The sequence below is a fragment of the Mycobacterium sp. AT1 genome (genome assembly GCF_002043095.1).
In the GTDB taxonomy this organism is placed as follows: Bacteria; Actinomycetota; Actinomycetes; order Mycobacteriales; family Mycobacteriaceae; genus Mycobacterium.
This window is the reverse complement of the sequence record NZ_MVOC01000059.1, coordinates 105,091-130,857: the sequence shown is the minus strand read 5'-3', so window position 1 is coordinate 130,857 and position 25,767 is coordinate 105,091. Positions and strand designations below refer to the sequence as shown.

25 protein-coding genes are annotated in these 25,767 nt (G+C 69.0%); 7 read left to right on the top strand and 18 right to left on the bottom strand.

The annotated features are described in order from the left end of the window. Positions 1-19 precede the first annotated feature (19 nt). The 10 genes from mutM to B1790_RS26410 all read right to left on the bottom strand — a co-directional run bounded on the left by mutM (position 20) and on the right by B1790_RS26410 (position 10,307). On the bottom strand, positions 20-883 hold the full coding sequence (mutM, locus tag B1790_RS26455) for a bifunctional DNA-formamidopyrimidine glycosylase/DNA-(apurinic or apyrimidinic site) lyase (RefSeq protein WP_079926258.1): 864 nt from the start codon (positions 881-883) through the stop codon (positions 20-22). Then, the gene (gene rnc, locus B1790_RS26450; RefSeq protein WP_079926257.1) at positions 876-1,622 is read right to left on the bottom strand and encodes a ribonuclease III; all 747 of its coding nucleotides are present in this window, start codon (positions 1,620-1,622) and stop codon (positions 876-878) included. Before rnc ends, mutM begins: the two co-directional genes overlap by 8 nt. Further along, positions 1,619-2,245 (bottom strand): DUF177 domain-containing protein, encoded by a 627-nt coding sequence (locus B1790_RS26445; protein ID WP_079926256.1) that lies wholly within the window; start codon positions 2,243-2,245, stop codon positions 1,619-1,621. The genes rnc and B1790_RS26445 overlap by 4 nt, the downstream gene beginning before the upstream one ends. 67 nt (positions 2,246-2,312) lie before the next feature. After that, positions 2,313-3,050, bottom strand: coding sequence for a cell division protein SepIVA (gene sepIVA / locus B1790_RS26440; protein ID WP_079926255.1), 738 nt, complete (start codon positions 3,048-3,050; stop codon positions 2,313-2,315). 122 nt (positions 3,051-3,172) lie between these two features. After that, positions 3,173-3,652 carry a pantetheine-phosphate adenylyltransferase gene (gene coaD / locus B1790_RS26435; RefSeq protein WP_079926254.1) on the bottom strand — a complete coding sequence of 160 codons (480 nt, stop codon included), beginning with the start codon at positions 3,650-3,652 and terminating at the stop codon, positions 3,173-3,175. An 11-nt stretch (positions 3,653-3,663) separates the two neighbouring features. Beyond that, positions 3,664-4,236 (bottom strand): 16S rRNA (guanine(966)-N(2))-methyltransferase RsmD, encoded by a 573-nt coding sequence (rsmD, locus tag B1790_RS26430; RefSeq protein WP_079926284.1) that lies wholly within the window; start codon positions 4,234-4,236, stop codon positions 3,664-3,666. Next, the gene (locus B1790_RS26425) at positions 4,233-7,622 is read right to left on the bottom strand and encodes a pyruvate carboxylase (RefSeq protein ID WP_079926253.1); all 3,390 of its coding nucleotides are present in this window, start codon (positions 7,620-7,622) and stop codon (positions 4,233-4,235) included. The genes rsmD and B1790_RS26425 overlap by 4 nt, the downstream gene beginning before the upstream one ends. A gap of 36 nt (positions 7,623-7,658) precedes the next feature. Continuing rightward, entirely contained in the window at positions 7,659-8,288 is a 630-nt protein-coding gene (locus tag B1790_RS26420; RefSeq protein ID WP_079926252.1) for a vitamin K epoxide reductase family protein, read from the bottom strand. Beyond that, on the bottom strand, positions 8,285-9,151 hold the full coding sequence (locus B1790_RS26415) for a thioredoxin domain-containing protein (RefSeq protein WP_079926251.1): 867 nt from the start codon (positions 9,149-9,151) through the stop codon (positions 8,285-8,287). The genes B1790_RS26420 and B1790_RS26415 overlap by 4 nt, the downstream gene beginning before the upstream one ends. A gap of 34 nt (positions 9,152-9,185) precedes the next feature. Then, on the bottom strand, positions 9,186-10,307 hold the full coding sequence (locus tag B1790_RS26410) for an alpha/beta hydrolase (RefSeq protein ID WP_079926283.1): 1,122 nt from the start codon (positions 10,305-10,307) through the stop codon (positions 9,186-9,188). Here B1790_RS26410 and B1790_RS26405 point away from each other — a divergent pair. Together B1790_RS26405 and B1790_RS26400 are read left to right on the top strand one after the other, a co-directional pair. After that, positions 10,306-11,163: an aldo/keto reductase gene (locus tag B1790_RS26405; RefSeq protein WP_079926250.1), complete on the top strand. Its 858-nt coding sequence runs from the start codon at positions 10,306-10,308 to the stop codon at positions 11,161-11,163. The genes B1790_RS26410 and B1790_RS26405 overlap by 2 nt on opposite strands. A 5-nt stretch (positions 11,164-11,168) precedes the next feature. Further along, positions 11,169-12,005 carry an aldo/keto reductase gene (locus tag B1790_RS26400; RefSeq protein WP_079926249.1) on the top strand — a complete coding sequence of 279 codons (837 nt, stop codon included), beginning with the start codon at positions 11,169-11,171 and terminating at the stop codon, positions 12,003-12,005. Here B1790_RS26400 and B1790_RS26395 read toward each other — a convergent pair. The 3 genes from B1790_RS26395 to B1790_RS26385 are packed head-to-tail and all read right to left on the bottom strand — an operon-like array spanning position 12,002 to position 16,590. After that, positions 12,002-12,715, bottom strand: a complete 714-nt coding sequence (locus B1790_RS26395; protein WP_079926248.1) for an HNH endonuclease family protein — start codon at positions 12,713-12,715, stop codon at positions 12,002-12,004. The two genes, B1790_RS26400 and B1790_RS26395, sit on opposite strands and share 4 nt — an antisense overlap. Further along, positions 12,712-14,961, bottom strand: coding sequence for an ATP-dependent DNA helicase RecG (recG, locus tag B1790_RS26390; RefSeq protein ID WP_079926247.1), 2,250 nt, complete (start codon positions 14,959-14,961; stop codon positions 12,712-12,714). The genes B1790_RS26395 and recG overlap by 4 nt, the downstream gene beginning before the upstream one ends. Further along, a complete protein-coding gene (locus tag B1790_RS26385; protein ID WP_079926246.1) occupies positions 14,962-16,590 on the bottom strand; it encodes a DAK2 domain-containing protein in 1,629 nt (542 codons plus the stop codon). It lies immediately after the preceding gene. Between the two features lie 214 nt (positions 16,591-16,804). On the opposite strand from B1790_RS26385, the gene rpmB reads away from it, so the two are divergent. Further along, positions 16,805-16,999 carry a 50S ribosomal protein L28 gene (gene rpmB, locus B1790_RS26380; RefSeq protein ID WP_079926245.1) on the top strand — a complete coding sequence of 65 codons (195 nt, stop codon included), beginning with the start codon at positions 16,805-16,807 and terminating at the stop codon, positions 16,997-16,999. Between the two features lie 35 nt (positions 17,000-17,034). Here rpmB and B1790_RS26375 read toward each other — a convergent pair whose 3' ends face one another. Together B1790_RS26375 and B1790_RS26370 are read right to left on the bottom strand one after the other, a co-directional pair. Next, complete coding sequence (locus B1790_RS26375; protein WP_079926244.1) at positions 17,035-17,718, bottom strand: uracil-DNA glycosylase; 684 nt, start codon at positions 17,716-17,718, stop codon at positions 17,035-17,037. A gap of 28 nt (positions 17,719-17,746) precedes the next feature. Then, positions 17,747-18,703, bottom strand: coding sequence for a thiamine-phosphate kinase (locus B1790_RS26370; protein WP_079926243.1), 957 nt, complete (start codon positions 18,701-18,703; stop codon positions 17,747-17,749). 99 nt (positions 18,704-18,802) lie between these two features. Between B1790_RS26370 and B1790_RS26365 the strand changes: the two genes are divergently transcribed. After that, complete coding sequence (locus B1790_RS26365; RefSeq protein ID WP_079926242.1) at positions 18,803-19,045, top strand: Lrp/AsnC ligand binding domain-containing protein; 243 nt, start codon at positions 18,803-18,805, stop codon at positions 19,043-19,045. A 9-nt stretch (positions 19,046-19,054) separates the two neighbouring features. Beyond that, positions 19,055-19,630, top strand: coding sequence for a DUF3515 domain-containing protein (locus B1790_RS26360; protein WP_079926282.1), 576 nt, complete (start codon positions 19,055-19,057; stop codon positions 19,628-19,630). On the opposite strand, the gene B1790_RS26355 is transcribed toward B1790_RS26360, so the two are convergent. From B1790_RS26355 to B1790_RS26345, 3 genes are read right to left on the bottom strand one after another with little or no spacing between them, the layout of a single operon-like run. Continuing rightward, positions 19,627-20,742 carry a D-alanine--D-alanine ligase family protein gene (locus B1790_RS26355; protein WP_079926241.1) on the bottom strand — a complete coding sequence of 372 codons (1,116 nt, stop codon included), beginning with the start codon at positions 20,740-20,742 and terminating at the stop codon, positions 19,627-19,629. The genes B1790_RS26360 and B1790_RS26355 overlap by 4 nt on opposite strands. An 18-nt stretch (positions 20,743-20,760) precedes the next feature. Further along, positions 20,761-21,864: a cystathionine gamma-lyase gene (locus tag B1790_RS26350; protein WP_079926240.1), complete on the bottom strand. Its 1,104-nt coding sequence runs from the start codon at positions 21,862-21,864 to the stop codon at positions 20,761-20,763. Between the two features lie 4 nt (positions 21,865-21,868). Then, positions 21,869-22,849, bottom strand: coding sequence for an NAD(P)H-dependent glycerol-3-phosphate dehydrogenase (locus B1790_RS26345; RefSeq protein WP_079926239.1), 981 nt, complete (start codon positions 22,847-22,849; stop codon positions 21,869-21,871). Between the two features lie 54 nt (positions 22,850-22,903). Here B1790_RS26345 and cofC point away from each other — a divergent pair, with 54 nt between their 5' ends. Further along, a complete protein-coding gene (cofC, locus tag B1790_RS26340) occupies positions 22,904-23,563 on the top strand; it encodes a 2-phospho-L-lactate guanylyltransferase (protein WP_142271517.1) in 660 nt (219 codons plus the stop codon). 34 nt (positions 23,564-23,597) lie between these two features. After that, positions 23,598-25,760: an RNA degradosome polyphosphate kinase gene (locus B1790_RS26335; RefSeq protein ID WP_142271516.1), complete on the top strand. Its 2,163-nt coding sequence runs from the start codon at positions 23,598-23,600 to the stop codon at positions 25,758-25,760. Positions 25,761-25,767: the final 7 nt, after the last annotated feature.

Here is a 25,767-nt window from a genome sequence, read left to right as displayed (position 1 = left end):
TCTCGGCGGTACTCGGTGGTCAGGTGCGTGGTCGTGGCTGGCGTGGTTTCGGCTGGCACCGTGGGCAGTAGAACGACGACCGGTTCATGAACTTGTCGCGCGTCATGACGGCGCCGCAGCGGCGGCACGGCTCGCCCTCCCGGCCGTAGGCGTCCAGCGACCGGTCGAAGTAGCCCGACTCGCCGTTGACGTTGACGTACAGCGAGTCGAACGACGTGCCGCCTTGGCCGAGCGCGTCGGTCATGACGTCGGCGGCGTGGCCGAGCAGGGCATCCAGCGTCGGCTTGGTCAACGTCTCCGCGATGCGCGCGCCGTTGACCTTGGCCCGCCACAGCGACTCGTCGGCGTAGATGTTGCCGATGCCGGACACCACCGTTTGGTCGAGCAGTTGGCGTTTGATCTCGGAGTGCTTGCCCCGCAACACCTTTACCACGGCGGCCCGATCGAACAGCGGGTCGAGCGGATCGCGTGCGACGTGGGCGACCGGCACGGGCACCTCGGTGCCGTCGACGGTGACCAGATCGGCCAGCATCCAGCCACCGAAGGTGCGCTGGTCGACGAAGCTCATCGCCGTTCCGTCGTCGAGCAGGGTGGCGACCCGCAGATGTTCGGTCTTCGCAACCTCGCCGAGCAGCATCTGCCCGCTCATGCCGAGGTGGACCACCAGGGCGTCGCCGCTGCCGAGGGTCAGCCACAGGTACTTTCCGCGCCTGCCCGTGCCGGTCACGACGTTGTCGAGCAGCCGCGCCGTCAGATCGACGGGGCCTTCCTGGTGGCGGCGCACCGCGCGGGGATGGTTGACCCGGACCGCGGTGATCGTCCGCCCGACGACGTGGGCGTCGAGGCCACGCCGGACGACCTCGACCTCGGGTAGCTCAGGCATCCCGCTCGGGCTTGCCTGCGGTGAGGGCGTCGGCAAGGTCGTCGGTGCCCAGTGCCTGAATCGCCTTGTAGGCCGCGGCGGCCGCCTGCTGCTCGGCTTCCTTCTTGGTCCGGCCCTCGCCGTGGCCGTAGTCCTCGACTCCGACGACGGCCCTGGCGGTGAAGTGCTTGTCGTGTTCGGGGCCGCTGGAGGCGATGACATAGGCGGGCACGCCCAGCCTGCGGGCCGCCGCCAGCTCCTGCAGGCTGGTCTTCCAGTCGAGCCCCGCGCCGAGGTTCGCCGCGGCCTCGAGAACGTCGGAGAACAGCCGGATGACGACGTCGCGGGCGACCTCGTGGCCGTACTGGACGTACGTTGCCCCCAGAAGCGATTCGACCGCGTCGGCGAGCAGGTTGGCCTTGTGCGCGCCGCCGCTGCCGACCTCGCCGCGACCCAGCAGGAGGTAGGCACCGAGGCCGTCGGGTGTCATGGTCCTGGCGATCTTGGCCAGCGCCTGGGTGTTCACCACGGCGGACTTCAGCTTGGCCAGCTCGCCTTCGCTGCGGTCGGGGTACCTGGTGAAGATCTCCGCCGTGATCACCAATCCGAGCACGGCGTCGCCGAGGAACTCGAGCCGCTCGTTGGTGGGCAGCCCGCCTGCTTCGTAGGCGTAACTGCGGTGGGTGAGGGCGAGGGTGAGCAGATCGTCGGGAAGATCGACGCCGAGCGCTTCGAGCAGCGGGGTCCGGTCGACCGTCACTCGCGGCCCCCGGCGTCCGGATCCGTCGGGTTCTCGTCGACGGGCTTCATCGCCGCGAGCTTGGCCCACCTGGGGTCGACGACGTCGTGACCGTGCGGCTCGGCGTCGTTCTCGAAGTCGGCGAGCGGGGCCCCGCACTCCGGGCACAGTCCTGGGCAGTCCTCGCGGCAGACCGGCGAGAAGGGCAGCTGCATGCCGACGGCGTCGATGATCGGCTGCTCGAGGTCGACGGTGTCGTCGACCACGCGTCCGACTTCGTCGTCGTCGTCGGTGGTGGCCTCGGTGGCGCTGTCGGGGTACGCGAACAGCTCGGTGAGGTAGATCTCGACGTCTCCCGTCACCGGGGTCAGGCAGCGGGCGCACTCACCGCTGGTCGGCGCCGACACCGTGCCGCTGACCAAGACGCCCTCGGACACCGATTCGAGGCGCAGGTCGAGGGCGACGGGCGCACCCTCGGGAATGGCGATCAGCTCGATGCCGATCCGCGACGGCGAGGACACCGTCTCGTCGTACGTGATCATCGAACCGGGGCGCATGCCCAGCCGCGAAATGTCCAGTACGAAGGGCGATTGGTGGCCGCCCCGGGTGATGCCACGGGCACCGTGTTTCGACTTTCCGGCCATTCGTCGATCCTACGGCGGCGGTCCACCCCGTCCCGAATCCGATCGGGGCGGGGTGGTTCCGGTGTGTCTACCGTTGGGCGTAGTCGTGCGTGCCTGCGGCGGTGCGCAGCTGGTGGCGTCCACGCCCGACGGAGCGCAGCGTGCCGTTGAGGTAGTCCTCGAATTCGGCCAGCTTGCTGTCGACGTAGATGTCGCATTCCCCGCGGAGCCGGTCGGCTTCGGCGTGGGCGGTGTCGATCAGGCGGGTCGCCTCCGACGTCGCGGTTTGCACGATTTCGGTCTGCGAGACCAACCGCTGTTGTTCCTTGATGCCCTCTTGGACGGCCTTCTCGTAGGAGAGGTTGCCGTTCTCGATCAGGCGGTCGGCTTCGGCCTTGGCCCGTCCGGTGCTGGCTTCGTACTCGCGCTTGGCGGTCGACATGATGCGGTTGGCCTCTTCGCGGGCCTCCCCGACCATGCGCTCGCTGTGCTGACGCGCCTCGCCAACCATGCGGTCGGCCTGCGCCTTGGCATCGGCGAGGATGCGGTCGGCCTCGCCGCGAGAGTGGTTGAGCAACGAGTCGGCCTCGGCGGTCGCGCTGGCGACCATGGAGTCGGCGTGATCCTTGGCCTCGCGCAGCATGCCGTCGCGGGCGTCCAGTACGTCTTGGGCGTCGTCGAGTTCGCCGGGGATGGCGTCCTTGATGTCGTCCAGCAATTCGAGCACGTCGCCGCGGGGCACCATGCAGCCAGCCGTCATCGGCACACCGCGGGCTTCCTCGACGATGGCTCCGAGCTCGTCAAGCGCCTCAAATACTCGGTACACGGCAACACCCTCCCGGCCTAGTTGGTCGTTACCAGTGTGCCTGGTGTTACTCGTGTGACTCGGTACGCCACGCCGGTGAGTTGCGCGTTTCCCGCCACGCCGCTTCCCCGGCGCGCCGAGGGTCAGCGGGCGGCGAGCTTGGACCGCAACCGCACGTTGACCGGCTCCGGCAGCAATTCCGACACGTCGCCGCCGAGCATCGCGACCTCCTTGGCCAGCGACGACGACACGAAGGAGAACCGCGGGTTGGTGGCGACGAAGAACGTGTCCACCCCCGACACGTGCTTGTTCATCTGCGCCATCTGCAGCTCGTATTCGAAGTCGGTGCCCGACCGCAGCCCCTTGACGATGGCCGACAGCCCGCGCGAGGTCACGAAGTCGACGACCAACCCGGTGCCGCTCTCCACGCGCACGTTCGGCAGGTGCGTCGTCGACTCGCGGATCAACTCCATCCGCTCGTCGGCGGTGAACATCCCCGACTTGTTGGGGTTGACCAGCACGGCGACGACGACCTCGTCGAACTGTGCAGCCGCCCGCTCGAACACGTCGACGTGGCCGAGGGTGACGGGGTCGAACGAGCCTGGGCATACGGCGCCACTCATGAGCGACGACGCTACGCGATCTCGACTTCGCCGAACTCCAGGCGGGTGTCTCCGTACCGGCGCTCCCGCCCGGCCACCCACCCGGCGGGCCAGACCACCACGGGCGCCGAGGCCGGGCGCTCGAGCACCGCGACGGCGCCGGGCGCCACCCAGCCCTTGTCGGTCAACGCCGAGAGCACCGCCTCCACGTCGGCCGACGGCACCTCGTACGGCGGATCGGCGAACACCAGGTCGGCGGATCGGCCTGCGCCCGCGGCGAGCACCGACGCGACGGAACCACACCGCACCGCAGCACCCGTCGCGCCAAGCGCCTTGACGTTCTCCGCGATGACCGCAGCCGCGCGCCGGTCGGCCTCCACGAAGACGGCGGTCGTCGCACCACGCGAAAGCGCTTCCAGGCCAAGGGCACCCGATCCCGCGTACAGGTCGAGAACCGTCAGGCCAGAGAAGTCGAGTCGAGCCGCCAGTACGTTGAACAAGGACTCGCGAACCCGGTCGGTGGTGGGTCGGGTGCCCGTCCCGGCACGACCCTGCGGCACCGCCAGCCGGCGGCCCCCGAACCGACCCCCGATGATCCGGGTCAGTGGATCACCGCCAGGAGGTCCCCACCTTCGACCTGCGCTGTCGCCGAGACCGCAACCCGTTCGACGGTGCCCGCCTTGGGAGCGGTGATCGCCGCCTCCATCTTCATGGCCTCGATGGTCGCGATCGTCTCCCCCGCCTCGACGGACGCACCGGCCTCGACGTTGATCGTCACCACCCCGGCGAACGGCGCCGCGACGTGGTCGGCGTTCGTCCGATCGGCCTTCTCGGCGGCGGGCACCGTGTCGGCGATGCTCTCGTCGCGCACCACGACCGGTCGCAGCTGGCCGTTCAGAATGCACATCACCGTCCGCATCCCCCGCTCGTCGGGCTCGGAGATGGCCTCCAGCCCGATGATGAGGTCGACGCCGCGGTCGATCTGGATGCGGTGCTCGTCGCCGTAGCGCAGGCCGTAGAAGAACTGGTTGGCCGACAACCGCGAGGTGTCGCCGTATACCTCGCGGTGCTCCTCGAATTCCCTTGTCGGCCCGGGGAACAGCAGCCGGTTCAGCGTCCGCTGCCGGACCGCGCCCGGCTCGGCGAGCAGCGCCTCGTCCTCGGCGCTGAGCTCCTCGGTCGGCTTGGCGGGCGAACGTCCGGCCAACGCCTTGGTACGCAACGGTTCCGGCCAGCCGCCGGGCGGATCCCCCAGCTCGCCGCGCAGGAACCCGATGACCGAGTCGGGGATGTCGAACGTGGCTGGATCGGCGGCGAATTCCTCGGCCGTGGCGCCCGCACCGACCAGCGCCAGCGCCAGATCGCCGACGACCTTCGACGACGGCGTGACCTTGACCAGATGGCCCAGCACCTTGTCGGCGCCGGCATAGGCGTTCTCGACGTCCTCGAACCGGTTGCCGAGGCCAAGCGCGTTGGCCTGCTGGCGCAGGTTGGACAGCTGACCACCGGGGATCTCGTGGCTGTACACCCGCCCCGTCGGCGCAGGCAATCCAGATTCGAAGGGCGCGTACACCTTTCGCAGTGATTCCCAGTACGGCTCCAGGTCGCATACGTTGCGCAGCGAGAGCCCGGTGTCGTACGGGGTGTGCATCGCCGCGGCGACGATGGAGGACAGCGCCGGCTGACTGGTGGTGCCCGCCAGCGGCGCAGCCGCACCGTCGACCGCGCTGGCGCCCGCCTGCCACGCGGCGGTGTAGGTCGCCAACTGCCCACCGGGCGTGTCGTGGGTGTGCACGTGCACCGCCACGTCGAACCGGCTGCGCAGCGCCGAGACCAACGTCGTCGCCGCGGGTGCCCGCAGCAGACCGGCCATGTCCTTGATCGCCAGCACGTGCGCCCCGGCCTCGACGATCTGCTCGGCGAGCCTCAGGTAGTAGTCCAGCGTGTAGAGCGTCTCGCCGGGATCGGACAGGTCGCCGGCGTAACACAGCGCCACCTCGGCGACCGCCGTGCCGGTTGCCCGGACGGCGTCGATCGCCGGTCGCATCGAGTCGACGTTGTTGAGCGCGTCGAAGATTCGGTAGATGTCGATGCCGGTGGCCGTGGCCTCCTCGACGAACGCGGCGGTCACCGTCTCCGGGTACGGGGTGTACCCGACGGTGTTGCGCCCCCGCAGCAGCATCTGCAGGCAGATGTTGGGCACCACCTCGCGCAGCGCCGCCAGCCGCTCCCAGGGATCTTCCTTGAGGAACCGCAGCGCGACGTCGTACGTCGCGCCACCCCAGCACTCCAGCGACAGCAGCTCGGGGGTCATCCTCGCGATGTAGGGCGCCACCACCAGCAGACCGGAGGTCCGCACCCGGGTGGCGAGAAGCGACTGATGAGCGTCGCGGAAGGTGGTGTCGGTGACGCCCACCGCCGGCGAGTCCCGCAGCCACGCCGCGAACCCCTCGGGACCCAACTCGAGCAGCCGTTGCCTGCTCCCGGCCGGTGGCGTCGACTCGGTGTCCCTGACCTCGACGTCGGGCAGCTTGTCCTGCGGGTAGACCCGGTCCCGGCTGCCATAGGGCGAGTTGACCGTCACCTCGGCGAGGTAGTTGATCATCTTCGTACCGCGGTCGGCCGAGACGTGAGCGGTCAGCAACTGGGGGCGTTCGTCGATGAACGACGTGGTGACCCGACCCGCACGGAAGTCGGGATCGTCGACGACCGCCTGCAGGAACGGGATGTTCGTCGAGACCCCGCGGATCCGGAACTCGGCAAGCCCTCGCCTGGCGCGCGTGACCGCGGTGCTGAAGTCGCGGCCCCGGGTCGTCATCTTGACCAGCATCGAGTCGAAGTGCGCACCGATCTCCGCACCCAGGGTCGTGCCGCCGTCCAACCGGATACCCGCACCACCCGGCGACCGGTACCCGGTGATGCGTCCGGTGTCGGGACGGAAACCCTTGGCCGGGTCCTCGGTGGTGATGCGACACTGCATCGCCGCACCCCGCACGCGAATCGAATCCTGGCTCAGCCCAAGGTCGGCGAGCGTCTCCCCCGCGGCGATGCGCAACTGGCTGGCGACCAGGTCGACGTCGGTGATCTCCTCGGTGACGGTGTGCTCCACCTGAATCCGCGGGTTCAGCTCGATGAACACGTGGTTGCCGCGCTCGTCGAGCAGGAACTCCACGGTGCCCGCACACGTGTAGCCGATCTGCCGCGCGAAGGCGACCGCATCCGCACACATCTTGTCGCGCAACTCTTCGGACAGGTTGGGGGCCGGCGCGAGTTCGATCACCTTCTGATGCCGCCGCTGCACGCTGCAGTCGCGTTCGAACAGGTGGATCACGTTGCCCTTGGTGTCGGCAAGGATCTGCACCTCGATGTGACGGGGGTTGAGCACCGCCTGCTCGAGGTAGACGTTTCCGTCGCCGAACGCCGACTCGGCCTCACGGCTGGCGGCCTCGATCGCCTCGGGCAGCGCGTCGGGATCGGTCACCCGCCGCATGCCGCGGCCACCGCCTCCGGACACCGCCTTGACGAACAACGGGAATGCCATGCCGGCCGACGCGGCCACCAGGTCCTCCACCGAGGCCGACGGTACCGACGACGCCAGCACGGGCAGACCCGCGTCGCGGGCCGCCGCGATCGCACGGGACTTGTTGCCCGTCAGCTCCAGGACATGGGCACCGGGGCCGACGAAGGTGATGCCCGCCTCGGCGCACGCGGCCGCCAGTTCGGGGTTCTCCGACAGGAAGCCATACCCCGGGTACACCGCGTCGGCACCCGCGTGGCGGGCCACGCGGATGATCTCGTCGATCGACAGGTAGGAACGCACGGGGTGACCCGGCTCACCGATCTGATACGACTCGTCGGCCTTCAACCGGTGCGGCGAGTTACGGTCTTCATAGGCGTACACCGCAACCGTCGCGATGTTCATTTCATACGCCGCACGGAAAGCCCGAATGGCTATCTCACCACGATTGGCGACCAGGAGTTTGGAGATCACGCGCGATACCCTAACGCGCGAGCCGCCGGCACCGGTCTAGATCAGCGTCGACCAGTACGCCCAGAATCGAATCACGATCAACAGGATCAGTCCCGTGAACCACAGCGCGACGAGCGACCATCGCCACTGATGCACGGCACGGGCAAAGGCGTTGCCCGCCAACGGCCGCAGGGCGATCGACGACACCACCGCCAACAGCGGGATCGTCATGGACCACACCACCATGCAGTACGGGCAGAGGGCTCCGATGACGTACAGGCTCTGGTAGATCAGCCAGTGGACGAAGACGGCGCCGAGAAGCGTTCCGACGGCGAGCCCGGCCCAAAACCACTGCGGCAACGACACTTTGGCAACTGCCAACACGCCGGCGACCACGACGACGCTGAACGCCACGATTCCGAGCAAGGAGTTTGGGAAGCCGAATTCCGACGCCTGCGGGGTGACCATCACCGAACCGCAGGACAGCACCGGGTTGATGCTGCACGACGGGACGTACGCGGGGTCGATCAGCAGCTCGATCTTCTCGATCGTCAGCGTCAGCGCCGCGGTGAGGCCGACGGCTCCGGCGATCAGCACCCAGACTGCGCTGGGCGTCCTCACCCGTACACCAGATCCGGACCGCGCCGGCAGGTCCGACGCGGTCTCGTCCGCAGCGGTCGACGTCATCTGGTGGTCGTGGGGGTCGCGGGCGTCGGGGCGGGCGCGGGGGCGGGTGCGGGTGCGGGTGCGGGGGCCGTCGCGGTGGGCGTGCCACCCGGCTGAATCGGGGCCTGTGCGGCAGGTGCGGCGGTCACGCCGGGAATGTCGCCGACGATCTCCTTGATCTTGGCCACCAGCGCGTCGGGCGTCGAGAACTTGTAGTCCTCGCCGTTGATCCGCACCGTCGGCGTGCCGGTGACGTTGGTCGCGGAGGCCAGCCCCTTCACCATGTCGAGGTAGCGACCGTTGTTGATGCACTCCGGCACCTTGCCGACGACGCCGGCTTGGCGCGCGGTCTCGATCAACTGCGCATTGGTCGGGAAGGTGGTGCCCGTCTCGCTCGGCTGCTGGGCGTACATCGCCGCGTGGAAGCGGCGGAACGCCTGCTTGTCCGGGGTGGTGTCCTCGTCGGCGACGCAGTAGGCGGCCGCACCGGACCGCGACGAGTAGTTCTGGTTCGCCGGGCGGTCGAGGATGGCGACCATGTAGAAGTCGGTGGCGATCGCGCCGCTGTCGATCAACTTGCTGATCGTCGGACCGAAGGTCTGCTCGAAGTTCCCGCACACCGGACAAAGGAAGTCCTCGTACAACGACACCACGGCCTTCGGCTCGGTGGTGCCCTCCTTGGTGATCACGTTGCTGGTCGCCACGCGGATCGACTTCGCCTCGCCGCCTGCGGGCTTCGTGCTGCCGGAGGTCACGATGTAGGCGACCAGAGCCACGGCGAAGATGACCACGACCGCGGTGAGCCCGACCTGGATCATCACGTTGCGCTTGCGGTCGGCAGCCTTCAGGTCGTAGCTGGCGGTCTTCTTGGGTTTCGTGGACACGGCACTAGGGTACCGGCGGTCCGCGAGTGCTCCGTCAGCCCCGGCTCAGGTGCGCCCGAACAGCCGAGACGACCTCTGCGGTGGCGGTGGCGCTGGCGCCACCGAGCGGAAAGAAGTTGGCGAAGGCGTGCACCACGGGGCCGAATTGTCGATGGTCGACGGCGACACCCGCCGCGGCAAGCGCCTCGGCGTACTGGTTGCCTTCGTCGCGCAGCGGGTCGAACCCGCCCGTGAGGACCATCGCGGGAGGCAGCCCAGACAGATCCTCGGCCAGCAGCGGGGAGACGCGAGGGTCACTGGTGTCCAGCGTCGACCCGGCCAGGTAGTTGTCCCTGAACCAGTCCATGTCCTTCTTCGTCAGGAAGTACCCGTCGGCGAACAGCGTCTTGGACCTGGTGTCGTTGGCGAAGTCGGTGACGGGGTAGAGCAGCAGTTGCAGGGCAGGCAGGGCGAAGCCGTCGTTGCGCGCCAACTGCGACACCACGGCCGCGAGGTTTCCGCCCGCGCTGTCGCCGCCGACGGCCACCCTGGCCGGGTCCGCGCCGAACTCGGTCGCATGCTCCACCGCCCAGCGGTACGCGGCGTAGCAGTCGTCGACCGCGGCGGGCGCGGGGTGCTCCGGTGCGAGCCGGTAGTCGACCGCAAGGACGTGAACTCCCGCGTCGCGGCAGAGCAGTCGGCACAGACCGTCGTGCGTGTCGAGGTCGCCCACGACGAAGCCGCCACCGTGGAAGAAGACCAGAAGAGGCCTCGGTTCCCCCGCCGCCGCGTCGGCGGGCGTGTAGCGCCGCACCGGAAGCGGCCCCGCCGGACCGGGGATCGAACCGTTCTCCACGTCGACGGCGACGCCGGAGTCGATCATCGACGACAGCTTCTGCAGCTGGGATCTGGCGACCGCGACGTCGCTGCTGGCGACCAGTCCGTTGACGCCCGCCGACCGCTGCGCGGCCAACATGAACTGCAGCGTCGTGTCGAGGGTGTTGCCGTCGACCGTCACGGTGCGGCGTCCCAGCAGAAGTCGCTTGACGGCGTCGGGCAGGTGCGGGAGAAGGCGCAGCATCACCCGACTGGAGGCGTTGAGGACCGCCAGCCGGGCCGCGCCGGGACGATCGGCCTCCGCGTGCGTCACAGGTGCGGCTGGCAGACTTCCCGTCATGGCTTCTCCTTCGAACACGTCGGTTCCCTCGGTCGCGCTGAACGACGGGCATTCGATCCCCGCCATCGGCCTGGGAGTGTGGCAGACCCCGGCCGGTGAGACCGAACGCGCCGTCAGCGCCGCGCTGGACGCAGGCTATCGGCACGTCGACACGGCCGCGGCATACGGCAACGAAGCGGAGGTGGGCCACGCGCTCGCCGGGGCGGCGAACGCGGGCCTGGCCAGGGACGACGTCTACGTCGTCACCAAGCTCTGGAACGCCGACCAGGGATACGACACGACGCTGCGGGCGTTCGACCTGAGCATGGAGAAGCTGGGCCTCGACTACCTGGACCTCTACCTAGTGCACTGGCCGATGCCCGAGGTCAACGCCTTCGTCGACACGTTCAAGGCCTTCGCCCACCTGCGTGACGAGGGCCGAATCCGCTCGATCGGCGTGAGCAACTTCCAGCCCGAACACCTGAGCACCCTGGTCGACGCGACCGGCATCGTGCCTGCGGTCAACCAGATCGAATTGCACCCGCTTCTCCCCCAGCAGGAGCTGCGAGAGGTCCACGCCAGGTTGGGGATCGCCACCGAGGCGTGGAGCCCGCTGGGCCAGGGCTCGCTGCTGGAGAACGCGACGGTCGTCGCCATTGCCGAGGCCAGGGGAAAAACGCCAGCGCAGGTGCTGATTAGGTGGCACGTCCAGCTCGGTAATATCGTCATCCCGAAATCGGTGAACCCCGACAGGATTGCGAGCAACTTCGACGTGTTCGACTTCGCACTCGACGAATCGGACATGGCGTCCGTCGCATCGCTCGAAGACGGGACTCGACTGGGTCCCGATCCACGGACTTTCAACTTCACAGGGTAGGTGACATGACCTCGGCGGCAATTCCAGCGGTGGCACTCAACGACGAGAACAGCATCCCGGCACTCGGGATCGGCGTCGGCGAGCTGACCGACGCCGAAACCGAACGCGCCGTGTCGACCGCACTCGAGATCGGCGTGCGGCTGATCGACACCGCGGCGGCGTACGGCAACGAGGCGGCGGTGGGGCGTGCCATTGCCGCATCTGGCATTCCTCGTGCGGAGATCTTCGTCACGACGAAGTTGGCGACCGCCGACCAGGGCTTCCGCGCCGCTCAGGACGCGTGCCGCGCCAGCCTCGACCGCCTCGCGACCGACTACGTGGACGCGTACCTGATCCACTGGCCCGCCGGCGACCCCGGTGTCTACCTGCACAGCTGGGGCGGAATGCTGAAGCTCCGCGAAGACGGCCTCACCAAGTCGATCGGCGTCTGCAACTTCTCCGCCGAGGACCTGTCCAACGTCATCGAGCTGTCCTACGTCGCACCGGCGATCAACCAGATCGAGCTGCACCCGTTGCTCAACCAGGCGGCGCTGCGCGCGGCCAACGCCGAGCACGACATCGTCACCGAGGCCTACGGGCCGCTGGGCGTCGGTCGCCTGCTCGACAACCCGACCGTGACGTCGATCGCCGGTGAGTACGGCAAGTCACCTGCGCAGGTGCTGATCCGATGGAGCCTGCAGCTCGGCAACGTCGTGATCCCCCGCTCGGCGACGCCGGAGCGCATCGTGGAGAACGCCGACGTGTTCGAGTTCGAGCTCGTGGCCGAGCACATGGACGCGCTCAACGGGCTCGACGACGGCACCCGCTTCCGGCCCGACCCGGCGACCTACACCGGCACCTAGGCAGCCGCCTGCGCGACGGGGCACGTTCCCGCCGCGTCGCGCAGCACCACCGCCGACCGGTCGTCGATCGGCAGCGCGTAACCACGGAGCACGGCGGCGAACTGCACCGCGTACTGGCACCAGAACGCGTGGTTCGGCGGCATCCAGTCGGCCGGTTCGGAGTCGCTCTTGTCCTGATTCGCTTTGCCTTGAACCGCAAGCAGATTGGCGGGATCGTTGGCGAACCGTCGGCGCATGTCGTCGGTCCAGCCGCGGGCGCCGAGGTCCCAGGCGAGCGCCAGCGGGACGATGTGGTCGATCTGCACCGACGCCCCGACTTGATTGCCTCTGGTGAACGCCACGGTCTGGTTGGTGTACGGGTCGTACAGCGTGCCGGTGGCGACCGCGGTGGGACACCGCGAGATTGCCGTGAAGGTCTTGTCGACGAGGTCGCGGTCGAGGATGTCGTTGCGGGTGTCACAGCCGTTGTGTCCACCGGGTGCGGTGGTGTCGTCGGTCCACGCGTCGCCGAAGGCCGCGCGGCGATAGTCGTGTCCGCGCACGCGTTCGGGGATCAACGGAATGCCCGCCAGGACGTCGACCCCGGCGGCCACGGTGGGCACGTCGGCGCCGGCGACGAACCGGTCCTCACGGTCGGCGGCCGTCCTGACCTGGACCGCGACGAAGACGGCCAGCGCCACCGCGACGATCAGCCAACCGGGCTTCTTCACGCCTTGTCCAGGTACTCGACACGATCGGTCTCGGCGAATGGCGCTGCCAGCATGGCGATTCCGCGGTGGTCGAGGAGTTTGGGGTCGGCGTCGTAGACGGTCTCGGCGAACGCCCGGGCGGCTTCGATGATGTCGCGATGTTCGGCCAGTGACAGCATCTTCAGCGTGATGGGTCGGCCCGACTGACTCAGCCCGAGCACGTCGCCCTCGCGTCGCTCCTCCAGGTCGAGGTCGGCGAGCACGAAGCCGTCCTGGGTGGAGGCGACGGCCTTCAGCCGCGCGCCCGCCTTGGTCTCCTCGGGAAGGTTGGTCGCCAGCAGACAGAGGCTGGGGTGCTGGCCACGACCGATCCGGCCACGCAACTGATGCAGCTGGCTGATGCCGAACCGGTCGGCGTCCATCACGACCATCACGGTGGCGTTGGGCACGTCGACGCCAACTTCGATCACGGTGGTGCACACCAGCACGTCGACCTCGCCCGCACGGAAGGCCATCATGACGGCGTCCTTCTCCTCGGCGGGGAGCCTGCCGTGCATGAGCCCGAGGCGCAGACCGCTCAGCGGGCCGCGGCCGAGGTTCTCGAACAGTTCGACCACGGAGGTGACCGGGGGGCCCGCCTCCCTGGCAGCCGCCTTCTTCTTGCCGGATTCCTTGCCGGCCCCGTCGTTTTCGTCGATTCGCGAGGCGACGACGTAGGCCTGCCTGCCGGCGTCGACCTCCTCGATGATGCGCTGCCACGCCCGTTGCAGCCACGCCGGCTTCTGACCGACGAAGACGGCGTTGGTGGCGATCGGTTGCCTACCCCTTGGCAGTTCCCGAAGAACCGACGTCTCGAGGTCGCCGTAGACGGTGAGCGCGACCGTCCGCGGAATCGGCGTCGCCGTCATGACCAACAGGTGCGGGGTGATTCCGGCGACTGCCTTGGCGCGCAATCGATCTCGCTGCTCGACGCCAAACCGGTGCTGCTCGTCGACGACGACCATGCCGAGGTTGCGAAACTCGACGGCGTCCTGCAGCAGCGCGTGGGTGCCGATGACGATGCCCGCCTCGCCGCTGGCCACCTCGTTGCGCACGTCCCGTTTCTGCGCCGCGGTCATCGACCCGGTCAGCAGCGCCACCCTGGTCGCCCCGTCCAGCCCGCCGAGCTCCCCGCCGGAGGCCAGCGGACCGAGCACGTCACGGATCGACCGAAAGTGTTGGACGGCAAGCACTTCCGTGGGAGCAAGCAACGCGCACTGATAGCCGGCGTCCACCATCTGTGCCATCGCGAGCACTGAGACGATCGTCTTGCCAGAGCCGACCTCGCCCTGCAGCATCCGGTGCATCGGCTTGGTGTCGGCGAGCTCCACCGTCAGCACGTCGAGAACCTCGCGCTGGCCCTCGGTGAGGTCGAACGGCAACTGCCGACCGAGCGCGTCCGCCAGTCCCCCGGCCCGCGGCGGCGCCGACGGCCCGGTCTCACTCAGCTCACCGTGCCGACGTTCCACCAGCGCCCACTGCAGCCCGACGGCCTCGTCGAACGCCAACCGCTGGCGGGCGAACTCCCTGTCGTCTTCGCGCTCGGCGAGGTGGATCGCCCGCAACGCCTCGTCCTCCGACACCAGACCCCACTGCTCCCGAACGGATTCCGGCAGCGGATCGTCGACGGGGTCCAGCACGTCGAGGACCTGGCGGACGCACGCGTAGAGGTCCCAGCTCTGCACCTTGGCCGAGGCCGGGTAGATCGGAAAGAAGTCTCGCTCGAAGGCCGACAGCAGCACTTCCCCGTCGGTCGCGCGCGACGTCTCGGCGATCTTGGCGAGCGACCGACTGCCCTTGCCCTGGCCGGTTCCCTCGAGCACCAGGAACGCCGGATGCGTCAGCTGCATCGTGCCGTTGAAGAAGCCGACCTCGCCCGACAGCATCAGCCGGGTGCCAGGAACGAGGATGTGCTTGCTGAACTTCGCGTTGAAGAAGGTCGCCGTGACCCTCGGCTTGCGGTTGGCCAACGTGATGACCAGGAATTCGCGCTTCGGTTGCCGGTTGGTCCAGCGGACGTCGGCCTTGGCGATCTCGTCGACGAACGTGACGTGCTCGCCCTCCGCCGGGGGCTCCCAGCCCTCGTCGAGCACAGACATGCCGTGGCTGTAGGTGCGCGGGTAGTGCCGCAACAGGTCGTCGACCGTCCGAAGGCCGAGGTGCTCCTCCAGCGGCTTGGCGGACTTGGCGCCGATGACTCGGTCCAGCGAGTCGCTGAGGGCGACCATCTACTCCACTCCAATCAACAGGGCGTCGCCCCGGTGCCCCGTGTGATAGGTCACCAGCTCGGCACCGAGATGGTGCTGGTGCACGTGATCCCGCAGCGCGGCGCCCACCGCGGGGTCGACCCCGTCACCGGTGAGGACCGTGACCAGTTCACCTCCCGCGCCGAGCAACAGGTCGATCAGACCCGCGCCCGCGGCGGTCACGTCACGCGCGACGATCAGCACCTCGTCACCGGAGATCGCCAGGCCGTCACCGGGGTGGCACGCGCCGGCCCACGTCAACGCCTTCTCGGTGGCCACCCGCACCGATCCGCTCCTGGCGCCGGCCGCGGCGCGGGCCATCGTGTAACCGTCGTCGACGGCTTGCCGGGCGGCGTCGTGGACGGCCAGCGCCGCCAGTCCCTGGACCATCGAGCCCGCGGGCACCGGCACGACGTCGATGCCCCACCCGATCGCCGCGGTGCACCCGGCCACCAGTTCCTCGGCGGCGACGTAGCCGTTGGGCAGCACCAGGATCTGAGCGGCTCCCGCGTCGATCAGCGCGCGCAGGAGTTGTTTGGCGCTGATCGCGGCGTCGGCCTCCCGGCAAAGGACGTGGGCGCCCTCGCCCTCGAACAGGGCCGACGCGCCGTCGCCGTCGACGACGGCAAGGACCGCCCGGTCACGGGTCCACCCACCGGACGGGTGGGTCCCCGGCCCCGTGAGCGCGGTGATCTGGATTCGGCTCGGGGTACCGGCGCCCATGCCGACTTCGACGGCACCGCCGGCGTCGTCGGTGTGCACGTGCACCGAGTAGCGGCCGTCGGTTCCGGACGCGGCGATGGTCACCGAATCCCCGAGCTGCTCGAGGCGCAGGCGGAGACCGTCGAGGCCGGTTTGGTCGCAGCCGTCGACGAGGTACATCACCTCGAACTGAGGTGGCGCCACTACCGTGACGTCGGTCGGCGGGGCGTCGGGACCGGACCGTTCATAGGTGGCGCGGTGCGGAGTGTGCCCGGTGAGGGTGGCAGTCATCGCGTCGAGCAGGACGAGCAGTCCGCGACCGCCTGCGTCGACGACGCCCGCATCGGCCAGCACGTCGAGTTGCTCGGTGGTCTTCTCCAATGCGACCACCGCGGCGTCGGCCGCCGTCGCGACCACGTCGGCGACGTCCGCGCCGTCGTCGGCGGCGCCCTCCGCGGCGCTCGCGGCGGAAGCGAGAACCGAGACGATGGTGCCTGGAACGGCCTGGCCGACGGAGGCGTCGGCGAGCACGACCGCGTGCCGCAGCGCTGCCGCGAGCAGCGGTCCGTCGACGTCGGCCAGCACCCCGTCTCGCTCCTCGGCAGCCCCGCCTGCGACGTCGGCGAGACCACGCAGGATCTGGGAGAGGATCACCCCGGAGTTGCCTCTGGCCCCCTGAAGCGCGCCCTCGGCCAGGGCGGCGGCGACCTCGGCCACGTCGGTGGTGCGCAGCGACTCCGCCCTGGCTCCGGCCGCCCGCATGGTGAACAGCATGTTGGTTCCGGTGTCCGCGTCGGCGACGGGGAACACGTTGAGGCGGTTGATCTCGTCGGTCCTGGCGATGAGGTGGGTGACGGCGGTGTGCGCCCACTCGTTCAACGCGGTGGCGTCGAGCCGGCGTGCGGACATGCCCAACCGCCTCTCCCTCGACCCAACGCGGCCACGTGCGCGTCAGCCTAGCCAGTGTGTCCGACGAGCCCCCGACGCCGTCGCGGTCATCCACGAGGATTCGCGTCGGTGGACACCGTTTTGGCGATACCAGGGGCGGCCGGTATCCTGGTCAGGTTGTTGGGTCACCCGCGGTTGCGGTTGTTGGCCCCCAGTTCCGATCAAGGAGTTTCACATGGCTGCGGTTTGCGATGTCTGCGGAAAGGGCCCCGGCTTCGGTAAGTCGGTGTCGCACTCCCATCGTCGGACGAACCGCCGGTGGGACCCGAACATTCAGACGGTGCACGCCGTCTCCCGCCCCGGCGGAAACAAGAAGCGCATCAACGCTTGCACCTCCTGCATCAAGGCAGGCAAGGTCGCGCGCGGCTGATTGCCGCTCCACTTCACCGTCGAGTGTGCGTCGGCCTAGGGCAGGCGCCAGTCGATCGGCTCTCCACCGAGCTCGGCAAGCAGTTCGTTCGCGCGGCTGAACGGCCGCGAGCCGAAGAATCCCCGCGACGCCGACAGCGGCGACGGATGGACCGATTCGATGGTCGCGCAGTGCGCACCCGTCAGCATCGGCTTCAACGTCTGCGCGTCGCGACCCCAGAGCACCGCCACCATCGGCGACGGCCTGGCCACCAACGCGCGAATCGCGCACTCGGTGACCGCTTCCCAACCCTTGCCACGATGTGACGCCGGGGTTCCCGACCGCACCGTCAGCACCCTGTTGAGCATCATCACGCCCTGTTCGGCCCACGGCGACAGGTCACCGCAACTCGGCGAGGGATGACCCAGGTCGCTGGCGTATTCCTTGAAGATGTTGTCGAGGCTGCGCGGCAGCGGACGAACGTCGGGCGCCACCGAGAAACTCAAGCCAACGGCGTGCCCGGGAGTCGGGTACGGGTCCTGGCCGACGATGAGGACGCGCACTCGGTCCAGGGGAAAGGTGAAGGCGCGCAGCACGTTTTCCCCGGCGGGCAGATAGCGCTGTCCCGCCGCGATCTCGGATCTGAGGAACTCGCCCATCTGGGCGACCTGGTCTTCGACTGGCTCGAGGGCAGTGGCCCAGCCGGGGTCGACGAGTTCTGAGAGGGGGCGCGCAGTCACGAGAGGTCAACCTAGCGTGCTCGCGCGGTCAGAACGACCGCCAGCCCCCTTGGCCGGTCCACTCGGCCCCGTCGACCAGTACCCGCGGCGGCCCCTCGACCACTACGCCGATCTCTCGCCACCCCTCGGGCACGGCCGCGGGGAACGTCGCGACGAGCGCGTGGTCCTCTCCACCGCCGAGCACCAGACTCCACGGGTCCTCCCCCGTCGCCGCGGCGGCCGCCGCGACGGCGTCACGATCGGCGCCGAGCGCGTTGCGGGACAAGTCGATCCCGACCGCGGACGCGTCGGCGACGTGCCGCAAGTCCGCCAGCAGCCCGTCCGAGACGTCCGTCATCGCGGTCGCGCCTGCGTCGGCGGCAACCCGCCCCTGCCCGTACGGCACCACCGGGACCAGGTGCCTGCGCCGCAGCTCGGCGAAGTCGGTGATTCCGTTGTGCAGGAGCGCGTATCCGGCCGCCGACCGCCCGAGGTCGCCGACGACGGCCACGGTGTCACCCGGTCGGGCGCCGCTGAGCAGCACGGCCGGCCTGCCATCCAGGTCACCGAGCACGGTCACCGAGATCACCCACTGCGGGGCGGCGACCAGATCCCCTCCGACGATGCTCGCCCCGAACGTGTCGGCCTCCGCCCACAGCCCGTCGGAGAGTGCTTCGGCGTCGGCGCCGAGGGTGGCGCCAGGAGCGCCGAAGCCGACGACGAACGACGTCGCGGCACCCCCCATCGCCTCGATGTCGGCGGCGTTCTGGGCGATCGCCTTGCGCCCGACGTCGTGCGGCGTCGACCAATCCAGCCGAAAGTGTCTGCCCTCGACCAACATGTCCGTCGACACCACGACCCGGCCGTCGGGCGCCGTCACCACCGCGGCGTCGTCACCGGGACCGACGAGGACGTTCGGCGGGTGCACGCGTCCCTCGACGAGGCGGTCGATCACCGTGAACTCGCCGAGGTCGGCCAGCGTCTCGGCGCGCTCGTCGTCAGCCATGTCACCCCTTGGTTGCGTGTCCTGAACACCGGCGCGACCTGCGGTACGTTTGGTCCCTGCGGCGTGGAGTCTATGCAGCCCGAACGGAGGACGGCGCGAGTGGTCGAGGCATTCATGCTGATTCAGACCGAGGTGGGTCGCGCCGAGGTCGTGGCCAAGCAACTCGCGGCGCTGGCCGGGGTGTCGTCGTCGGAGTACGTGACGGGCCCCTACGACGTCGTGGTTCGCGTGGCGGCGGAGACCGCGGCGGAGTTGCAGTCGGTCGTGGTTCCCAGTGTGCAAGGGGTGACCGGTATCACCCGCACCCTGACCTGTCCCATCGCCGACGGGATGCACTCCTAGAGTGCAGTGGTGACCGAGCCCGATTCACAGCCCGATCAGCAGCCCGATCCCGAGCCTGCCTCCGACGGTCCGCCCCGTCGAGTCCTCATCGCGGCGGTCGCCCTCGCGGTCGCGGCGGTCGTGGCCGTTCTCGCGGTGGCGGCAACCAGGGAGGCGGCTCCCGTACCGGGTCCCGTCGCCATCGCCGCGGCACCGGCACCCCAGGCCGACAGCGACGCCTGCAAGGCCCTGATGGCGGTCCTTCCCGACGACCTCGACGACTATCACCGCGCCGAGGCGATGGCACCCGCGCCTGCCAGTGCCGCGGCGTGGCAGAACGAACCGGGCAGCGATCTCGTCGTCCTCCGGTGCGGGATCGGCCGGCCCGACGACTTCTCGGCGAGCGCGCCACTGCAGGCGGTCGACGACGTGCTCTGGTTCCGCATCCCCGGCGTCGACCGCACCACGTGGGTCGCGGTGGACCGGCCGGTCTACGTCGCGTTGACGCTGCCCGAGGGGTCGGGTCCGACGCCGATCCAACTGCTCTCGCGGGCCGTGGCCAAGGCGATGCCCGCGGTCGTGCCCGATCCGGGACCGGTCCGCTAGCGCAGTCCGGTGCCCCGCGCCACCGCGGTGTCGACCATGGCGGCCAACAGCGTCGGGTAGTCCACGCCGCTGGCGGCCCACATCCGCGGATACATCGAGATCGTGGTGAACCCCGGCATGGTGTTGATCTCGTTGATCACCGGACCGTCGTCGGTCAGGAAGAAGTCGACGCGGGCCAACCCCTGGCAGTCGATGGCTCGGAAGGCCCTGATCGCCAATTGCCGTATCTCGTCGGCGATCTCGTCGTCGATCTTGGCTGGCACGTCGAGTTCGGCCGCGTCTTCGAGGTATTTGGTGGCGAAGTCGTAGAACGCGTCCTCACGGCCACGGACACCGGCCACCCGGATCTCGCCGACCGTGCTGGCCTCGACGTGACCGTCGGGGAATTCGAGGACGCCGCACTCCAATTCGCGACCGGGCACCGCGGCCTCGACGATCACCTTGGGATCGTGGCGGCGCGCGTTGGCGATGGCCGCGTCGAGATCGTCCCACCCGGTGACCCGGCTGACGCCGATCGAGGAACCGCCGCGAGCGGGTTTGACGAACACGGGCAGGCCGAGCCGCACTCGGGCGTCCAGGTCCAGCGTCTCGTCGTGGGCGCGCAAGACGACCTGGTCACCGATGGGCAGTCCTTCGGCGGCGAGGAGCTTCTTGGTGAATTCCTTGTCCATGCCCGCCGCGCTGGCCAGTACGCCGGCGCCGACGTAGGGCACCCCGGCGAGTTCGAGCAGCCCTTGGATGGTGCCGTCCTCCCCGTATGGGCCGTGCAGCACGGGGAAGACGACGTCGACTGAGGCGAGGACGTCGCCCGGTCCCTCACCGAGGGACACGAGTTGGCCGCGCCGGCCCGGGTCGGCGGCCAGCGCGAGGGCCGTGCCCGTCGCCGCGGTGACCTCGGGGAGCTGACCGTCGGTGATGGCGAGCGACTCGTGCCCACCGTCGGTCAGCACCCAGGATCCCTCTGGCGTGATGCCGACGGCGACCACGTCGAAGCGGTCCGGGTCGAGGTTGCGCAGGATGCTGCCAGCCGAAACGCACGAGATGGCGTGCTCGGAGCTTCGTCCGCCGTAGACGACGGCGACGCGGACGCGGGGGCTCGAGCTGGAAGTCACAACCTAGAGAGGCTACCGCTAGGCCAGTGCAGCGGTGATGTCGGCGATCAGATCGTCGGTGTCCTCGATGCCAAGCGACATCCGCACGAACCCGTCGGCAACGGGATCGCCCCAGCGTGCCCGCCGGTCCACCGACGTGTGAAGTCCGCCGAAACTGGTGGCGGAGACCACCAGGGCGCTGCGCTCCACCAGACGGTGCACGGCGGTGGCATCGGCAAGTTCGAACGAGACGAGGCCGCCGAAACGCCGCATCTGCGTGCACGCCACTGCGTGGGCCGGGTCTTCTGGCAGCCCGGGGTATCGCACCGACCGCACCGCGGGATGGTCACGCAGCATCAGCGACATCGCAAGGGCGTTGTGACACTGACGCTCGAAGCGCAACCCCGCGCTGCCGAGACTGCGCAGCGCCAGCCATGCCTCGAACGGGCCGAGAATCGCGCCGGCCAAGAGCCGTTCGCGTTCGACGGCCGCCATCACCTCGGCGTGACAGCTCGCGACGTAGCCGGCAAGCAGGTCGCTGTGACCGGAGAGCGCCTTGGTTGCACTGGCCACCACCAGGTCGGCTCCGAGCGAAAGCGGTTGCTGCCCAAGCGGAGTCGGCGCGGTGTTGTCGACGACCAGGGTGGCGCCGCGGCTGCGGCAGATGATCCCCAGCGCGTGCAGGTCGACGACGTCGAGGGTCGGGTTGACCGGCGTCTCCGCCATGACGACGTCGGCGGACTCGGCCGCCGCGCACATGTCGGCGGCGCTCACCTCGCGGACGGTGACGCCGAGCGGGGCCAGGTACTCCGTTGCGTAGAGGCGCACCTGGTAGTACCCGTCGGCCGGAACCACCAGGGTCATGCCCGGCTTGACGACGACGCGCAGGACCGCGGTGATGGCAGCCATCCCCGATCCGAACGACAGCGCGGAGGTAGCACCCTCGAGCTCCGCGAGCGCCGACTCCAGCTGCCGCCAGGTCGGATTGGAGCTGCGCCCGTAGGTGTCCATGGGCTGGGATTCGTCGGCCGACAGGTGGTAGGCCGAGACGGGAACCGGCGGAGAGGCCACCGGCTGGCCCGGAACATGCTGCGAGGCAGCCGCTTTGACGCTGCGTGTGGAGTCTCCGTATTGACCGTTCATGGTGTCACTCCGGTTTGGTGCTGCGACCGAGCAGCAAGGCCACCGCCTCGTCGACCGACAGGCCCTTGTGGCACACCCTGTGCACCGCGTCGGTCAGCGGCATCTCGACGTCGTAACTGTCGGCCAGCGCGAGCACCGACTGGCAAGAGGTGACACCCTCCGCGACGTGTCCGCCCGCGTCGCGCAGCGCGGACTCCATCGTTCCCCCGCGGCCGAGGCGCGCGCCGAACGCGCGGTTGCGGGATTGGGGCGAGGTGCAGGTGGCCACCAGGTCGCCGACACCGGCGAGGCCGGCGAGCGTCGCACCCTTGGCACCCAGCGCAAGTCCCAATCGCATGATCTCGGCGAGCCCGCGCGTGATGATCGCCGCCGCCGTGTTCTCCCCAAGTCCCACGCCCGCCGCCATGCCGCTTGCCAGCGCGATGACGTTCTTGCACGCGCCACCGATCTCGGCGCCGACGACGTCGGAGTTGGTGTACGGCCGGAAGTAACCGGTGGCCAAGGCGCGTTGCAGCGCCACCGCGCGGCCCGAGTCGGTGCAGGCGACGACCGTGGCCGCGGGCTGCTCGTCGAGCACCTCGCTGGCGAGGTTGGGACCGGTCACGACGGCGACCCTCGACGCGTCGACCCCGGTCACCTGGACGATCACCTGACTCATCCGCAGCAGGGTGTTCAACTCGATGCCCTTGGCTACGCTCACCAGCGTGGTGTCGGCACCGATGTGTTCGCGCCACGGCTCGAGGTTGACCCGCAACGTCTGCGACGGCACGGCCAAAAGAACCGTGCAGGCACCGTCGAGCGCGTCGGCGGCGTCACCGGTCGCGCGGATGGACGCGGGCAGTTCGACCTCACCGATGTAGCCGGTGTTGCGGTGGGTGTCGTTGATCTCGTCGGCCAACTCGGTCCGCCGCGCCCACAGCGTGACGTCGTTGCCCGCATCGGCGAGCACCTTGGCCAGCGCGGTACCCCACGCGCCGGCACCCATCACCGCTGCTTTCACCACGGGAACAAATCTAGCCTGACTTGCGCTGCTGGCAGGATGACGGGCATGAGCGGTCCCAGCAGCGCGCGAACGGCCAACCTCGGGCTGATCATCGCCGTCAAGCGACTGAGCGACGCGAAGACGCGGCTCGCCTCGGCGTTCTCCCCCGGCGACCGCGAGGGCGTGGTCCTGGCCATGCTGCTCGACACCATCACCGCGGCGTCGTCGGTGATGGCCGTCCGCACCATCACCGTGGTGACCCCCGACCCCGTGGCGGCCGAGGCCGTCCGCGAGCTCGGCGCCAGAGTCCTCGTCGACCCGACCCCCGCCGGCCACCCCGACCCGCTGAACAACGCGATCTCGGTCACCGAGGCGACGATCCGTGCCGAGACCCCGAACGTGGGCGTGCTGCAAGGCGATCTGCCTGCGCTACAACCACGCGAGCTCGCCGAGGCCATCGCGCGGGCCCGCCACCACCCGCGCAGCTTCGTCAGCGACCGGCACGGCACGGGCACCTCGGCACTCTTCGCGTTCGGCGTCCCGCTGGCGCCCCTATTGGGCACGGATTCCGCACGGCGACACAAGGATTCGGGCGCAGTCGAGCTGACGGGCCGGTGGCCGGGACTGCGGTGCGACATCGACACACCCGACGATCTCGCGACCGCCCTCGGCCTCGGAGTGGGGGCGCTCACCAAGAACACAGTCGGCGGCACCTAGCACGCCCGACCGGACATAGGGGATGATCTCCTCTGTGACCGAAGCCGAGACACGACCTTCCAACGCGGGCTGGACATCGGACGGCAACACGCCCGACGCCCCGCCGGCGACCACCACGGGCTCGGTCGACCCCTCGGGGTCGGAGGCCCTGCCCGACGACCGCTACCTCAACCGCGAATTGAGCTGGCTCGACTTCAACTCGCGCGTGCTCGCGCTCGCGGCCGATCCCTCCCTGGCGCTGTTGGAGCGAGCCAAGTTCTTGGCGATCTTCTCGTCGAATCTCGACGAGTTCTACATGGTTCGCGTCGCCGGCCTCAAGCGCCGCGACGAGATGGGACTGTCCGTTCGCTCGGCCGACGGGTTGTCGCCACGCGAGCAGCTACGCCGCATCGGCGAGCGCACGCAGCAGTTGGCCAGCAGGCACGCCAAGGTGTTCATGGAGTCGGTACGACCCGCGCTCGCCGACGAGGGCATCATCGTGGTGACGTGGGCTCAGCTCGACGACGACGAACGCGCGCGGCTGTCGGTGTACTTCCACGAACAGGTGTTCCCGGTCCTCACGCCACTGGCCGTCGACCCCGCGCATCCGTTCCCCTTCGTCAGCGGGTTGAGCCTGAACCTGGCGGTCACCGTCAAACAGCCCGAAGACGGCACGCAGCACTTCGCGCGAGTCAAGGTTCCCGACAACGTCGACAGGTTCGTCGAACTCGGTCCCCGTGAGGGCGGCGCGGCCATCCGGTTCCTTCCGATGGAGGAGCTCATCTCTGCCTTCCTCTCGGTGCTGTTCCCCGGGTTGGAAGTCGTGGAGCATCACGCCTTCCGCATCACGCGCAACGCCGACTTCGAGGTCGAAGAGGACCGCGACGAGGACCTGCTTCAGGCGCTGGAACGCGAACTCGCGCGCCGCCGCTTCGGTTCGCCCGTGCGGCTGGAAGTCGCCGACGACATGACCGAGAACATGCTCGAGCTTCTGCTGCGTGAGCTCGACGTCCACCCCGGTGACGTGATCGAGGTGCCCGGCCTCCTCGACCTGTCGTCGCTGTGGCAGATCTACGGTGTGGACCGACCCAAGCTCAAGGACCCGCCGTTCGTACCCGCGACGCCTCCCGCGTTCGGCGAACGGGAAACGCCCAAGAGCATTTTCGCGACGCTGCGGGACGGCGACGTGTTGGTCCACCACCCGTACGACTCGTTCTCCACGACGGTGCAGCGCTTCATCGAGCAGGCGGCCGCGGATCCAAATGTGCTTGCCATCAAGCAGACGCTGTACCGGACCTCCGGCGATTCGCCGATCGTCAGCGCACTCATCGACGCCGCCGAGGCGGGCAAGCAGGTCGTGGCGCTCGTCGAGATCAAGGCTCGCTTCGACGAGCAGGCCAACATCAAGTGGGCCCGGGCGCTTGAGCAGGCAGGCGTCCACGTGGTGTACGGCCTGATCGGCCTCAAGACCCATTGCAAGACATGCCTGGTCGTGCGGCGCGAGGGCTCGACCATCCGGCGTTACTGCCACATCGGGACGGGCAACTACAACCCCAAGACCTCTCGACTCTACGAAGACGTGGGTTTGTTGACGGCATCTCCCGACATCGGCGCCGACCTCACCGATCTCTTCAATTCGCTTACCGGCTATTCCCGCAAGGTGTCCTACCGCAATCTGCTGGTCGCTCCGTATGGCGTCCGTCGGGGCATCGTCGAGCGCATCGAGCGCGAGATCGCGGCACACCGGGACGGGGCCGACGCACGGATCAGGGTGAAGGCCAACGCCCTCGTCGACGAGCAGGTGATCGACGCGCTCTACCGTGCGTCGCAGGCCGGAGTGCCGGTGGAGGTCGTGGTCCGCGGGATTTGTGCGCTCAGGCCCGGCGTCGAGGGATTCTCGGACAACGTCACGGTGCGGTCGATTCTCGGGCGGTTCCTTGAACATTCACGGATCATTCACTTCCGCGCCATCGACGAATTCTGGATCGGCAGTGCCGACATGATGCATCGTAATCTGGACCGTCGCGTCGAGGTGATGGCACAGGTGAAGGATCCGAGGTTGGCTGATCAACTCAACGACGTCTTCGAGTCGGCGATGGATCCGACCACCAGGTGCTGGGAACTCGGTGCCGACGGTCACTGGACCGCGTCCCCGCACGCGGGTCAGACGGTGCGGGACCACCAGGTGTCCCTGATGGAACGTCACCGGCATCCGTGACGTCGTC